11 protein-coding genes are annotated in these 13,593 nt (G+C 56.5%); 2 read left to right on the top strand and 9 right to left on the bottom strand.

Annotated elements, in window-relative coordinates; genetic code table 11:
* Nucleotides 1–4: 4 nt before the first annotated feature.
* The 6 genes from CCE92_RS01030 to CCE92_RS01055 form a co-directional block, all read right to left on the bottom strand.
* Entirely contained in the window at nt 5–379 is a 375-nt protein-coding gene (locus tag CCE92_RS01030) for a YisL family protein (RefSeq protein ID WP_088005676.1), read from the bottom strand.
* A gap of 59 nt (nt 380–438) precedes the next feature.
* Entirely contained in the window at nt 439–1,341 is a 903-nt protein-coding gene (locus tag CCE92_RS01035) for a fumarylacetoacetate hydrolase family protein (protein ID WP_088005677.1), read from the bottom strand.
* Between the two features lie 45 nt (nt 1,342–1,386).
* Entirely contained in the window at nt 1,387–2,556 is a 1,170-nt protein-coding gene (locus tag CCE92_RS01040) for a DUF418 domain-containing protein (RefSeq protein ID WP_088005678.1), read from the bottom strand.
* Nucleotides 2,557–2,567: 11 nt separating this feature from the next.
* Nucleotides 2,568–6,182: a helicase-exonuclease AddAB subunit AddA gene (gene addA / locus CCE92_RS01045; RefSeq protein ID WP_088005679.1), complete on the bottom strand. Its 3,615-nt coding sequence runs from the start codon at nt 6,180–6,182 to the stop codon at nt 2,568–2,570.
* Nucleotides 6,169–9,639, bottom strand: coding sequence for a helicase-exonuclease AddAB subunit AddB (gene addB, locus CCE92_RS01050; protein WP_088005680.1), 3,471 nt, complete (start codon nt 9,637–9,639; stop codon nt 6,169–6,171). The genes addA and addB overlap by 14 nt, the downstream gene beginning before the upstream one ends.
* A gap of 90 nt (nt 9,640–9,729) precedes the next feature.
* Nucleotides 9,730–10,371, bottom strand: coding sequence for a TVP38/TMEM64 family protein (locus tag CCE92_RS01055; protein WP_088005681.1), 642 nt, complete (start codon nt 10,369–10,371; stop codon nt 9,730–9,732).
* A 140-nt stretch (nt 10,372–10,511) separates the two neighbouring features.
* Between CCE92_RS01055 and CCE92_RS01060 the strand changes: the two genes are divergently transcribed.
* Together CCE92_RS01060 and CCE92_RS01065 are read left to right on the top strand one after the other, a co-directional pair.
* The gene (locus tag CCE92_RS01060; protein ID WP_088005682.1) at nt 10,512–11,213 is read left to right on the top strand and encodes an AzlC family ABC transporter permease; all 702 of its coding nucleotides are present in this window, start codon (nt 10,512–10,514) and stop codon (nt 11,211–11,213) included.
* The gene (locus CCE92_RS01065) at nt 11,213–11,518 is read left to right on the top strand and encodes a branched-chain amino acid transport AzlD family protein (RefSeq protein ID WP_088005683.1); all 306 of its coding nucleotides are present in this window, start codon (nt 11,213–11,215) and stop codon (nt 11,516–11,518) included. The genes CCE92_RS01060 and CCE92_RS01065 overlap by 1 nt, the downstream gene beginning before the upstream one ends.
* Nucleotides 11,519–11,600: 82 nt before the next feature.
* Here the strand turns inward: CCE92_RS01065 and CCE92_RS01070 are convergent, their stop codons facing one another.
* Genes CCE92_RS01070 through CCE92_RS01080 form a run of 3 tightly spaced genes read right to left on the bottom strand, consistent with a single transcriptional unit; the run spans nt 11,601 to nt 13,580 of the window.
* The gene (locus CCE92_RS01070) at nt 11,601–11,852 is read right to left on the bottom strand and encodes a CsbA family protein (RefSeq protein ID WP_088005684.1); all 252 of its coding nucleotides are present in this window, start codon (nt 11,850–11,852) and stop codon (nt 11,601–11,603) included.
* Between the two features lie 16 nt (nt 11,853–11,868).
* The gene (locus CCE92_RS01075; RefSeq protein ID WP_088005685.1) at nt 11,869–12,987 is read right to left on the bottom strand and encodes a trans-sulfuration enzyme family protein; all 1,119 of its coding nucleotides are present in this window, start codon (nt 12,985–12,987) and stop codon (nt 11,869–11,871) included.
* Between the two features lie 17 nt (nt 12,988–13,004).
* A complete protein-coding gene (locus CCE92_RS01080) occupies nt 13,005–13,580 on the bottom strand; it encodes a peroxiredoxin family protein (RefSeq protein WP_241535816.1) in 576 nt (191 codons plus the stop codon).
* Nucleotides 13,581–13,593: the final 13 nt, after the last annotated feature.

Raw genomic sequence — 13,593 nt, forward strand, 5'->3', positions numbered from 1 at the left:
TTTTTTATGCAAGAAAATTGATGCCGATCGGCAGTCTGAACCCGAAGAACAGTGTGACGAACAGGAAGATCGCGAACAGCAGCCAGACCAGGCCGGTCGATTTCCCTTTCTTCCCGCGGATCAGCACCATTTCCATCATCCCGATTGTCAGGAGACCGAACAGGAACTTCAGCCCGTACTCCATTGCATCGGCGGACGAGTAAGCGAAGAACAGCACGCCGCCTGTGATGAGGATCAGGACATAAAACAGCCGCAGAATCATCTGTGTGATTTTGCGTCCTTTCGAGTCCGCAGCCATTGCGGCAGCCGCGAAGAACAGGATCAGTCCGATCACCCAAGTCGTGATGTGCAAGTGCGTTGAATCAGTAAACAAATCCAAAATCTCACCCCATTAGCCAATTCATTCCGTACCAGTATAACATATCGGCAAAAAGGGGCTTATTCGAAATGTGTCACTAATGTGCCAATGCCTTCCACAGACACTTTCACGGTATCGCCCGCCTTCAGGAATTTCGGCGGATTGAACCCTTTTCCGACACCTGCGGGAGTGCCGGTCAATAAAATATCACCCGGCTCGAGCGCGACATACTTCGATACTTCCGAAATCAGCTCATCGACAGCACGGATCATGTTTCCGGTCGATCCATTCTGGCGCACTTCGTCATTCACTTTCGTCACGATCGACAGCTGCTGTGTCGGGGCGATTTCATCTTTCGTGACAAGGTAAGGCCCCATCGGGCAGGAACCGGGAAGGCTTTTCCCCAGGAAGAACTGCTGGTGCTTCGCCTGGAGGTCCCGGGCAGTAAGATCGTTCGCGATCGTGTAGCCGAATACGTAATCGTACGCCAGCTGCTTCGGAATCGCCCTGCCGGCCTTGCCGATGACCACCGCCAGTTCCCCTTCATAATCGTAGGAATCGGTCAGGTCTCGGTGGACCGGAACGGTCTCGTCATCTGCGGCCAGGGCGGTCGGTGATTTCGTGAAGACGACGACAGCGTCAGGAGCTGAATCAGCCCCCATCTCTTTTGCATGGTCTTCGTAGTTTTTTCCGATGCAAATGATGTTTTTAGGCGGGCGCGGAATCGGCGCCAGCCATTCGATTTCTGAGAATGAGTGTTTGAATTGGCCGGGATTGTCAGACTGTTTGGCGGCTTCTGTCAACTTACGGATCTGCTCGACAAATTCCATCCCGAGTGAGATGGCGTCCAGCAGCTGCTCCGGAAATGACTTCAGCGGCGACAGTTCCTTTTGGATTTTCACGACATCCCATACTGCTTCTTCCTTTTTCACTTTCGGACCAAAACGGATTTCTCCTTGGTAGCGGAATGATAACAGCTTCATCCAATAAACACTCCTTCTGATGTGATTGCTATTCATTATACACGTTCAAGGACCGGATGGGGTGCTTTTTTTTATTCCATAAGTCGCTTTCCGCCAGAGGATTTCGAGCGGGCCCTGCCTGAATTTCATCAGCCACAGCTCCGCAAAGATCATGAGCAGCGCATAGATGCCGAGCGCGATCCACGTGCCGGTCATGACATCGATCTGTCCATAGAGCCCGAAGCCGTAGTTATAGAAAATAGCGGTCGCGATGACGGATTCCGCAATGTATGTCGTCAGCGACATGCGCCCTGTTTTCGCGAGCGGCTGCATCAGTTTCGCGAGGAACCGCTGCTGCGCAGCAAGCGCCACCGCGGCGGCGTAGCCGATGGCGACAAGCGGCCCGCCGATGAAGTCCTGCAGATAAACCGTGAAGTAATCCGCCTGCCAGATGAACGGCAGCGCCTTCAGCACGAGCCCTCCTATCCCCATTGCGAGAAGTGCCGCCCATACTTTCCAAAGCCGCCTGGCCTGTTCGATCATCCGCCATTTCGCGGCTGCCGCCCCCGCCATCATGTAAGGCAGGATCGTCACGGTGAAAAAGAACGCGTTACCCAAGTTATTCGTGTGGGACCAGTCAGCGAAACGCTGCTGGAAAATATCCAGGTACGAGCCTTGCGCATAAGCTTCGAGCGAACTGATCACCTCTTCGATCCCGGTATAGAACGGTGCGCCGGTCTGCGCCGCCAAGTAAGAAGTCGTTAAGAACAGCGCGTGCGGGATGGAATAAATGAGGAATCCGATCACCAATAAAGCGGCGGACGGCAGGCGCAGCATAAAGATGAGCAGGAAGCCGAGCAGCGCATAGGTAATCAGGATATCCCCGTACCAGATCAGGAACGCATGGACCAGGCCGATGGCGAGCAGCGCAACGAGGCGGCGGACCGCCAGCGGAATGAACGGCTGCTGCCGCTTTTCCGCCCTCATGAACTGCATCATGAGCCCGTAACCGAACAGCATGGAGAAGAGCGGATAAAAACTCGTCTGTACGAATATGTCGAGATACATGAACGCCGACTGGTCGGCCGGCGCCTGGAAATAAGTGTAGGGATCGATATACGAAAACGGCAGATGGAACGCCAGCATATTGATCAGCAGAATGCCGAGCAGCGCCACCCCTCTCATCATATCGATCGCCTCGATGCGCTCATCCGGCGCAACCGGCTGCATTCTCATCAGACCCCTCCTTACAAATGGACTTCCCGGTCTCCGTTGAACAAGTACAGGATCCGCTCCTTGATCGGGATGTGCAGGATGCGGCTCACCGCTTCTTCATAAGCGGAAAGCTGCACTCCGTACCGCTGCGCCATTTCCTGTTCCACGTTCCCGATTCCCCGGATCCGGTCCGTCTTGTAATCAAGCAAAATCCAGCCATCCGGTTCTTCGATCAGGCAATCGACGATTCCCTGAATGATCTGCCGGTCCCCGTCCGCATCTTCACGGCCATATGTGAACGGCACTTCCCGGCTGACCGATTCCGCCGCCAGCATCCGCTTGCCGATCGGGCTATCGAAAAACCGGGCGACAGCTTCCGCCTTCACCGCGTCGCCTTCATCCGGCGTGAGCAGTTCGCGGCCGACCAGCTCCCGGATGAACGCGGTGACTTCATCGGCGTCCAGCGGCCTGTCGAGCGGCAAATGCTGCATGACGGCGTGGTAAGCCGTGCCGATGTCAGCGGATGACAGCTGTTCCTGCTGCATGAAGTCCGGCCGGTGGTAAAGGAGCGGCCGCATCGGGACGGCGGGATCCATGAATATTTCCGGTTCCTCCAGCCGCTCCAGCGCCTGAAGCCGTTTCAGTTCCGTCACGGACTGCTTGGATCGTTTCTCCACAGCATGCTGATAGGCATAGCGGTAACCGAATTTCCGGCGGATTTCTTCCTTGATGTCTTCCGGCTCCTTCTCCCGCGGCTCTTCCTGTTCTGTGAAGATACTGACCGGCTGCAGGCCGGCCGCATCCGCTATGGTAAGCCTGAACTTGGACGGATGTTCCAGCGCCTGGCCGTCCGGCTGCAGGATTCCTGCTGTATCGGGATGTCGCATGAGCGCCGGCCCGATCCAATCCAAGTATCCTTTTGCCCGTGACCGGACAAAGTCAGGCAGCCGCATATCCTGTGAAAGATGGTTCCATGATTCCGTCTGTTTTTCCAGTTCGCCGGTCGCAGCCGTCAAATACAGCCGTTCTTTCGCGCGGGTCATCGCCACATACAGAACCCGCATTTCTTCCGCCCGCATCTGCAGCTGCTGTTTTTCCTTTACGGCCAGGAACGGAAGCGACGTATACGCGAGCCTCGTATCGGGATTGATGGCTTTGACCGCCAGCCCGTACTCCCGGTCGAACAGGTACGATTTCGCGAAGTCCTGCTCGTTGAATTTTTTCCCCATGCCGGCCAGGAATACGACCGGAAACTCCAGCCCTTTCGATTTATGGACCGTCATGAGACGGACGACATTCTCCTGTTCGGCAAGCGACCGGGCAGTGCCGAGGTCATCCCCGCGGGTATCCATCCGGTCGATGAATCGCAGGAACCGGAACAGCCCCCGGAAGGATGTTTTCTCGTATTCCAGCGCACGGTCGTGCAGCGCCCGCAAGTTTGCCTGGCGCTGCCTGCCGTTCGACATGGCTCCCGCCATTTCCAAGTAATTCGTATCCATGTAGACCTGCCAGATCAGATCCGCCAGCGAGCCGCGCCGCGCAAGATTCCGCCAGTCCTCCAGCTGCACTGAAAAGCGGCGGAGCTTCTCGGCGGTCTCCGGCCGGATGCCTGTGCCGCCGCGCATGAATTCCTTCAGTGCATCGTAATACGTCCCATCAGGCAGCGCAAGCCGGATCTGGGCGAGTTCGTTCTCCTTCATGCCGATGAACGGCGACCGGAGCACGGCCGCGAGCGGCACATCCTGGTAAGGGTTATCGATGACACGCAGTGTATTGAGCATGATCATCACTTCAAGCGCTTCGAAATAGCCGCCATTCACTTCCGCGTAGAGCGGAATGCCGGCCAGCTTGAATTCATCCGCCAGTTCACCCGCCCAAGACATCGAACGCATCAGCACGACGATATCCCGGTATTCGAGCGGACGGTCCTCACCGGTCCACGGATCCTGGACGGTCGTTCCCGATTCCATCAGTTCACTGATTTTCCGGGTGATGTGGCGGGCTTCCCATTGCGATTTTTCAAGCTCTTCCTCCAATTCTTCCCCCTCTTGCCCATCGGCGGGATCGTGGATGAGCGTCACATCGACCGGCGGACCGTCTCCGCTGTACGGTGCCTGATGATAAAGGGCTGCCGCTTCGTCGTAATCGATTTCACCGACGCGTTCCCCCATTATCTGCGAAAAGAGGAAATTCGTTCCGTCAAGTATTTCTTTCCGGCTCCGGAAATTCGAATTCAGGTCGATCTTCAGGCCTTCTTCTTCAGGCTCGCGATGAAAACGGGCATACTTCTGCAAAAACAGCATCGGCTCCGCAAGCCGGAATCTATAAATCGACTGTTTGACATCCCCGACCATGAACAAGTTCCCGTCCGACTCCCCGCCCGACTTCACGAGCTGGAGGATCGCTTCCTGAAGCAGGTTGATATCCTGATATTCATCGACGAGCACTTCCTTGAACGCCTTCCGGTAATCTTCCGCTACAGCGGACGGGCGTCCGTCTTCCTGCAGGATCTGGAGGGCATAATGCTCGAGATCCGCGAAATCGACGATGGCCCGCTCGGTCTTCAGCCGGCGGTACTGTTCGCCGAATTCCTTCGTCAGCCTGACCAGCGTCCGCATCATCGGAGCCATTTCCCGCATTTCCCGGATGAGCCGGTCCGGCGGGCGAATAAAGTACGTATCCTTGATATCGGCGACGATCTTCTGCATCTGCTTCCGCTTCTTTTTGACTGCATCCCCCAGTTCCGGACTGCAGGATCCTTTCCGGATAGCGGCTGCCCGCTGCCAGCCGAAGCCGCTGAAATACTGGTAAAGGCTTTCCCACGACTGCCCGAGAGCGTCCAGTGCGCCCCGGATCATAAACAGATCCGTACGGAGCGTCTCCGCGAATGATTCCGGGCCATCCGGCAGACCGGTGATCCGGAGACCTTCTTCCGCCACCTGCATCGCTTCTTCCAGCGCATGGCGGATGGACTGTTTCAAATCGCCGGCAAACGGCAGGTCATCCACAGTGAATCCATCCGGCACCTCATACAGGGCCGGCACACTATCCAGCCACAGATCAGGATCCGGGTGTGCGCGGGAACTGCTGAACAGCCGGTCGATCAGCTTTTCCATGTCCGCATCGCTTCTGTCCGATGTAAAGCTGTCCGCCAGCCGGTATACCGCTTCCGAATCTTCACTGTCGAATGCGCGTTCCAGGACCGCCGCCATCACATCGTCACGGAGCAGGGCGGTTTCCATATCATTCGCGATGCGGAAGCCCGGATCGATATCGAGCAGGTAGGCATATTGCCGGACGACCTGCATGCAGAATGAATGAAGGGTCGAAATCTGCGCCTTGTTGATCAATCGGAGCTGTTTCCTCAAATGGGCGGAATCCGGCTGTTCAGCGAGCGCTTTTTCCAGCGCGGCCGCCATCCGGTGACGCATTTCCGCCGCTGAGGCATTGGTGAACGTCACGACGAGGAGTTCATCGACGTCCAGCGGATTTTCCGGATCCAAGACCCGTTCGATCATCCGGGTAATCAGTACGGCCGTCTTGCCGGAACCGGCTGCAGCCGATACAAGCATGTCCCGTCCCCTGGCCCAGATCGCCCGCCACTGTTCATCCGTCCACGTCGCATCGGATGGCTTATTCGGTATCATCTTCTTCCAGCTCCTTTCTCATCAGGCCGATGGATTCATCCGGTGAATGGGATGGCAGCCTCCGGTAGTTCTGGTCCGGGTCGGCCGGATCGAACTGGCACACGGGCCGGTACGAGCAGAATTGGCAAGGCGTCGCGTCTTTCATCCTGTATGGATCGATGCGCGTATCACCTTCGAGAATGCCGTTCCCTGCCTGCCGGTGCTTGTGCCGTGTAAACTGCCGGATCAGCTGGATATCTTCAGGACTGGCCGTTTTCGACTGGCTTGAAATAATTTCACCTGTCTTTGCGCTCAGCCGGACCGGAATGATGTCCGAGTAGCCGTCAATCTCTTTATCCATCGTGCGGATCACATCCGGATCCTCCACGACGAGGCCGTTCATTTTGTATTCTTTCAGCAGTGCCTCTTCCACTTCTTCCGCCGTCAGCAGCTTCGTCTGATTGAGGATCGGGTTGTGCATGTGGAAATACAGGACACCGGCCGGTTCCGCTTCAGTCCCGAGCCACCTGCCGGCATTCGTCAGCGCCACATCCAAGTAAGTGAACGTCTGAAGCGACAGTCCCCGGTAGACTTCGTTCAAATCAAGTCCCCGTTTCGACATCTTGTAATCGACGACACGCACGTACGGCTTCCCGCCGATCTCCGCCGAATCGATCCGGTCGATGCGCCCACGGACGAACATTTTCCGTCCCCGGTGCAACTCGACTTCGAGCGGCGGAACCGGATCCTGGGGCCCGAACATGACTTCCATCGCCACCGGCGCGAACCCCGTCGCTTTTGCATGCTTTGACAGCATCGTCGCGGTCTGCCGGATGATGCCTTCCAGCTTGTACTGAATGTACCGGTACCGCGAGGAGCTGATCAGGATTTGATTCACGAAATGAGGCGACAGTACGTCCATCGCCTGTCTCGCCAGTTCCCGGCACTGTTTTTTTGACAGCGATGACCAGGAGATGCCCAGGCGTCCGATTTCATCAGCGATCCATTTCACGGCAGCATGGAACAAATCGCCCATCTGCGGCGGTTCGAGTCCGTGCTGCTCCCGGTCCTTCAGCTGCAGGCCGTACGCCGCGAACTGGGCGAACGGGCAGCCGAAATAGCGTTCGACCCTTCGGACGCTCGAAGAAATCGGTGTCCCGTAAAGCGGTTCAGCCACATCCGCATCCAGCGGTTCGGCCGTATTCGGCTTGATCGGTTTCAGGATTTTTTCAATGACCGAAGAAAACAGGAAATCCTCTTTATAGTAATCCAGCACTTCCTGCCAGACCGGTGACAGGGCGCCTTTCCTCACTTGGCTCGTCAAGTAGTACAATGTCGGCCGAGGATGCGAAACGTAGTCCAGGTGCCGGCTTTCCGGGAGTTCCTCCGGATCCATCACGGCGGGCTCGGGCACGATGGCGAACATCGATTCCAGCTGACGGACATAGAGGGACGGCAAGAGTGCCTTCCCTTCCTCGTCCGCAATCGGGTAAGTCACTGTCAGCCTGTCGGAAGCGGAGGAAAATGCCCGATAAGCAACATAGGCTTCATCGAGCAGGCGCATCCGGGTTGTCGGCGCAAGCTCATAGCCGACATTCATGAACCACTCCCGTTCCGTATCCGTCAGGATCCCTTCCGCTTCGATCCGCTTCGGCAGAATGCCGTCGTTTGCGCCGATGACGAACACCGAACGGATATCCGTCAGGCGGGCGATATCTAGCGACTGGACCGTCACTTGATCGATCGACGGCGGGATACGGGAGAACTCCAGTGTATCGAATCCTTCATCGAGGATTTTCACGGCCGCCGCCGGCTCCAGTTCCTTATCGCCGAACATTAGCACGAACTGATCGAGCACCTCGATCCACCGGTCCCACGCCTGCTCGTGTTCAGTCGCCGACAGAAGCCGGTGCTGACGCTCTTCCCGTTCCTTCAGGCGCTGGATTTTCCCATAAACTTCTAAGTTCTCGATGAAGACGTACAGGGCTTCCGCAACGTCCCGGCCCGTCCTGCAATCTTGGATCCGGTCGCGGAGTCCCGCAAGCGGGCCGATCACCATATCCCGCACCGCGTGCAGTTCCGCCTCCCGCGCTTTTTCTTCATCGGTCTGCACAGCCGTATGCAGCTCCAGGCCCCGGTACTTTTTATAGAACCAGCGCCCGCTGTCGAACCAGCGGGAACCGTAAATGCCGTTGGCGATGACGAAATTCTCGAGGATATCCCCCCGTTCCCGCCACTCTGCGACACTGTCCCTCGGGAAGAACAGATCCGTCTTCACTGCCCGGAAAACCGGTTCGTATGCCAGGCCGCCGATCGCGGCTTCAAGCGCGGACCGGCTCAGTTCAATGAGCGGATGGTGGAGCATCGGTTTCTTGCGGCTGATGAAAACCGGAATTTCGTATTGAGGGAAAATGGTTTCGATCAATTCATCGTAAACTTCCGGCTGTCTGTACAAGAGAGCGATTTCGCGATAGCGCATCCCTTCCATGGCCTGTTCCCTGATCCTGCGTGCAACAGCATGCACTTCCGCTCGCCGTGTCGCCGCTTCCGTCACTGCTACGCTGCCGCTCCCTTCGATGGCAGGCACAGGGTGGACATCGAAATTGCGCTCAAGGTGGGCTGTGTCCCTTGTGTTGAACCGGAGCTGTTCAGTCATATGTACTGGGGGTTCCAGTTCAACGCCTTCCTCACGCGCCAGTTCATTCAGCCGCCACGCGGCTTGTGCCGGCCGGAAAAACAGCGCCTGTTCTTCGATGCGTCCGCCGATTTCATCCATCGGAAGCGCGACCGTCACGGATTTGGCATATTTCAGCAGCTCGCGGATGATCTCGTACTCCTGAGCTGTGAAGGTGACGAAGCCATCGATATAGATGTCGGCCTTCCGGATCAGTTCCGAATGCTTCACCCGCTCTGCCAGCATGCGGAGGTGGCCTTCCGAATCGACGTATGTTGTGCCGAGCCGGCTTTCGACTTCCGTCAGGATCAGTTCCAGATCTCCCGCCTTATCGAGCAGCGATTTCGGTGCCCCCGCCGCAGACAGGGCCGACCGAAGTTCCGACAGTTCCCCGCAGTCGACGCAGTAGCGGGCGAATTCCTTCAATAAATCCTCGATTTGGTCAGTGAATCCCCGTTTCCCCGCTGCCCGCCGGAACAGCTGGAATTCGTCCTTATGCTCTTCCAGGAGGCTGCGGATCAGCATCCGGTAGCCAAACGTATTCACTTCTTTCCGGCTGATGCCCCCCACTTCCTGCAAAACACGCCAGGCGAGCCGTTTGAATGTCACGGCCTGCGCCCGGATGAGTCCTTCCATGCTGTAACCGGTCGACAGCCGGTACTCCGTGGAGAAAGACATCTGGTCCGGTACGACAAAAAAGATCGGATCCCCGTCAGCGTCGTAGTGAAGCATTTCCGCAATCTCTTCCTGTATGAAGCGGGTCTTTCCGGAACCCGCCCGTCCGTATACGATCCGTAAAGACACGGTCAATCCCCCTAAAAAGAACGTTTGTTCCTGTTATTATACACTAAAAATCCCCGATATCCAATCGTTTCCGGATATCGGGGCCGCTTTTCAGCCGTCCTTTTCCTGTTCTTCCTGCAGCTCTTCTGCCTGCACTTTTTCGAATTCTTTGTCCGCTTTGGCATTGAGCCGCTTTTCAAGGACTTTTCCGAGAACGTACAGTACGGCCACGATCGTGATGACGACCGCCGTTCTTCCCGGCTGGGTGATGAGCGCGCGGATATCGTAGCCGACATAACTGACGGTCAGGATCATCACGAACTTGCCGGCCAGCACAGCAAGCAGGTACTCCCCTTTTTTGATGCCGGACAAACCGGCGACGACATTGACGATGGATGAAGGAGTGAAAGGGAAACAGAGCAGCAGGAAGAGCGGGCCGAAGCCGTTGCGGTCCACCCAGTGGATCAGCTTCCGGACCCGCTCGTGACGGGTCATGAAATTAAGGAAGCGGGCCTGCCCGAACCGCCTGACGATGAGGAACACGACATAGGCACCGGCTACGGACCCGCCCCAGGAAAGAAGGAAGCCGATCCAGAGTCCGTAGGCCGAAGCGTTCGCCACCACGAACACGAACAGCGGCAGGAACGGCAGGAACGATTCCAGGAAAGGCAGCAGGACACTGATGAGCGGGCCGAACGCCCGGTAGGAATTCTGCAGTTCTTCTATATTTTCAAGTGAGAAAAAATCTGTCATAGAGGGCTCCTTGTGCCGTTGTGGGAATTTCTTTGTTTATTGCCTTCAAACTTTGACGGAACTTTGGTAATGTTATTATTTAGTTTACCTAATTGCGCCGCCGCCCGAAAGCGGAAACACTCAGAAAGAGGAAGATGACCATGGAAGAATCCCACCGCTACACGTTCACTGCCGGCCTCAAGGCGGGAACAAGCATCGCGATCGGCTATTTCCCGATCGCCCTGACGTTCGGGCTGCTGGCGAAGACGACCGGTCTGTCGGTGATCGAAGCGACAGCCATGAGCATTCTCGTTTTTGCCGGCGCCGCCCAATACATATCCTTATCACTGATCGCCGCGGGAGTCAGCCCGGCTGTGATCGTCATCAACACGTTCATCGTCAATATCCGCCATTTCCTCATGACCGCTTCGCTCAATGAAAAGATGGAGCCCGATGCGGTATGGAAAAAAGCGCTTTACGCGTTCGGTGTGACGGATGAGACGTTTTCCGTCCTCGCCACCCGTAAAGAGGACCGGATCCGGACCCCGTTCGCGGCCGGCGTCATCCTGATCGCCTACTCCAGCTGGGTCATCTTTACGGCGGTCGGACACCGGATCGGCGCAAACCTTCCGCTGTTCCTTCAGGCAGCCATGTCCATCGCGCTTTACGCCATGTTCGTCGGACTTCTTGTGCCTTCGATGAAAGGGAACCGGAAAGTGGTCATGCTGGCGCTGACCGCCGCCCTTGTGAATTCCCTGTTCTACTTCACCGGCTGGCTGTCCACGGGCTGGGCCATCCTTGCCGCCACGCTCATCTCAGCTGTGTTCATCGAATACGTCTACGCACGAAAGGGGAAATCCTGATGGATACTTGGTATTGGTGGATGATCATCGGCATGGCCGTCGTCACGTATGTTCCCCGGGCCATTCCGCTGACGTTCCTGGAAGGGCGGGAACTTCCGCGCCCTGTACAGAACGTATTGCGCAACATTCCGTACGCCGTCCTGGGCGCGCTTATTTTCCCGGCGATTTTCTTCGTCCAGGAAAACATCTGGTTCGGCATCATCGGAGCGGCCGCCGCCTTCGGGCTCGCCTTCAGCGGCGCCAACGTCATGGTCGTCGTCCTCGGTTCGATTGCGGTTCTCGCCGGATTCAGTCTGTTGCTGTAAAGAATCCTGCCCGGTGGCCGTGAATAAAACCCGCGACTGCGAGGAATGCTCCATGCGCACAAAACAAAAAGCCGATCTTCAGTCAGTCCTGAAGATCGGCTTTTCGCGCGTGCCTGACCATATAAGAAGCATAGGAAAAACCTGCAGTCAGCGAGAACGCATTAACGGCAAACAGAAGCCACGTATGTGTGTAACCCGCATACACAGCGGCCGCGATGAGTGAAACGGTCAGCACCAGGCCGACGACATGATGATACGTCACACGCGTGAACAGGATGACAAGGAGTCCAGGGATAAAAAGCGACATGAAGAACTTGGTCACCATAGATTCCATTGCTTCGCTCTCCTTTTCAGCAGCCGGCTGCTTCGAACGCTTCTTTCAGCCGGCCTGTGATATCTTCCAAATCCTCGATTCCGGCAGACAGGCGGACGAGATGTTCACTTATGCCGAGCGCTTCCTTTTCTTCCGCTGACAGTGCCCGGTGACTGGTGCTGTACGGGTGTGAGACAGTCGTTTCCACACCGGCGAGCGTAGGGACCACCTTGATCCAGCCGAGAGAGCGGAAAAACGCCGCAACGTCCGCCTGTTCCGGCAGTTCGAAGGTCACCATGGCCCCTGCATCCGGGTGCCAGACCTTCATCCGGTTCCTGACGAATTCGGCGATTCCCTTGGCATTCCTGCACTGCGCGTTCATCCGCAGCGCCAAGGTCCGCACGCCTCTTGCAGTCAGCCAGGCTTCGAACGGGCTCAAGTTCAGCCCCATTCCGGTAATCCGCTCCTTAGCCGCACCGATGAGTTCTTCACTTCCAGTCAGTACGCCGGCCGTCACATCGCTGTGGCCGCCGAGATACTTCGTGGCGCTGTGGGCGACGAGGTCGGCGCCGGCTTCGTAAGGACGGATGGTGTACGGAGTGGCGAATGTGTTATCGATCAGCAGCCGGACGCCGTAATACTTTTTCAGCTGCACCAGCACATCAATGTCTTCGATCCGCAAAAATGGATTCGTGATCGATTCGCTGATCATCAGTTTAATCTCCGGGTGGTCCATCAATTTCTGCTCAATTTCCCCGGTATCCGCAAAATCAGCGAAATGGACCGTCACACCGAGCCGGCTCAGTTCATTTTTCAGGAGTGCCACCGTTCCGCCGTACACATCGCGGGCAGCCAGAAGATGATCCCCTTCACCGACGGCGGCCAGGATGCCGGCCAGAATCGCGCCTGTGCCCGAGGAAGCCGCCACACCTGCCGGGGCACCTTCAAGGCCGGCGACCGACTTTGCGAGCGTATCCGTATTCGGATTGCCGTTCCGGGAGTACAGGTAAGATCCGTCCCCCTCGTAATAACCGTTCATCGCTTCGAGCGAGTCGAACGCGAATGCCGATGTCTGATAGACCGGCTGGACAAGCGGTTCGATCGTTCTTCCCTCGAGTGTTCCTCCATGTACTGTACGCGTCACAAAAGATTTCATCCATTTTCCTCCTGTCTTCATCCAGCGGTCAGTTCCCTAAGCATTTCCTCGTCCACCGGCCCTCTGATCTGTGTCTGGAGCCGTCCTTCTTCATCGATGAGAAACGTCGTGGGAATCGCAAGGACTCCGTATGTCTCGCTGACATTCCCCGATTCATCGAGCGGCACGGGGAATGTCATTTCATATTCTTCCACAAATTCCTGGATCTTATCCAGTCCGTCATCTTTATCCGTCAAGTTGACAGCGAGTATCTCCACATCCGCCCCTTCAGGCAGCGATTCATAAAAATTCTGCATCTCCGGCATTTCCTTTTTACACGGTTCGCACCAGGAAGCCCAGAAATTCAGCACCACTTTCTGACCGCGGTAATCCGACAGCTTCACAGAATCCCCCGAAAGTGTTTCCAGTGAGAAGTCAGGCGCCAGCGCTCCCTGTTCAAGGTCTGCTCCACCGAATTCATCGAACGGCACTTCTGTTCCGAGGTCGTCAGCCGGGATCAGTTCGTTGCGTTCGAGCCTGTCCTGCACCACACCGACCACAAAATAAATGATGAGACCCGCCAGCAGCAGAAGCGCCAATGTTTTTTTGATCACAGCTCTGTTCACT

This window comes from Indiicoccus explosivorum (genome assembly GCF_002167005.1).
GTDB lineage: Bacteria > Bacillota > Bacilli > Bacillales_A > Planococcaceae > Indiicoccus > Indiicoccus explosivorum.

Coding starts and splice junctions, on each gene's coding strand:
- CCE92_RS01035 (WP_088005677.1), bottom strand. CDS start 1,341: ATGAAGCTGTTATCATTCCGCTACCAAGGAGAAATCCGTTTTGGTCCG.
- CCE92_RS01040 (WP_088005678.1), bottom strand. CDS start 2,556: ATGAGAATGCAGCCGGTTGCGCCGGATGAGCGCATCGAGGCGATCGAT.
- addA (WP_088005679.1), bottom strand. CDS start 6,182: ATGATACCGAATAAGCCATCCGATGCGACGTGGACGGATGAACAGTGG.
- CCE92_RS01055 (WP_088005681.1), bottom strand. CDS start 10,371: ATGACAGATTTTTTCTCACTTGAAAATATAGAAGAACTGCAGAATTCC.
- CCE92_RS01060 (WP_088005682.1), top strand. CDS start 10,512: ATGGAAGAATCCCACCGCTACACGTTCACTGCCGGCCTCAAGGCGGGA.
- CCE92_RS01065 (WP_088005683.1), top strand. CDS start 11,213: ATGGATACTTGGTATTGGTGGATGATCATCGGCATGGCCGTCGTCACG.
- CCE92_RS01070 (WP_088005684.1), bottom strand. CDS start 11,852: ATGGAATCTATGGTGACCAAGTTCTTCATGTCGCTTTTTATCCCTGGA.
- CCE92_RS01075 (WP_088005685.1), bottom strand. CDS start 12,987: ATGAAATCTTTTGTGACGCGTACAGTACATGGAGGAACACTCGAGGGA.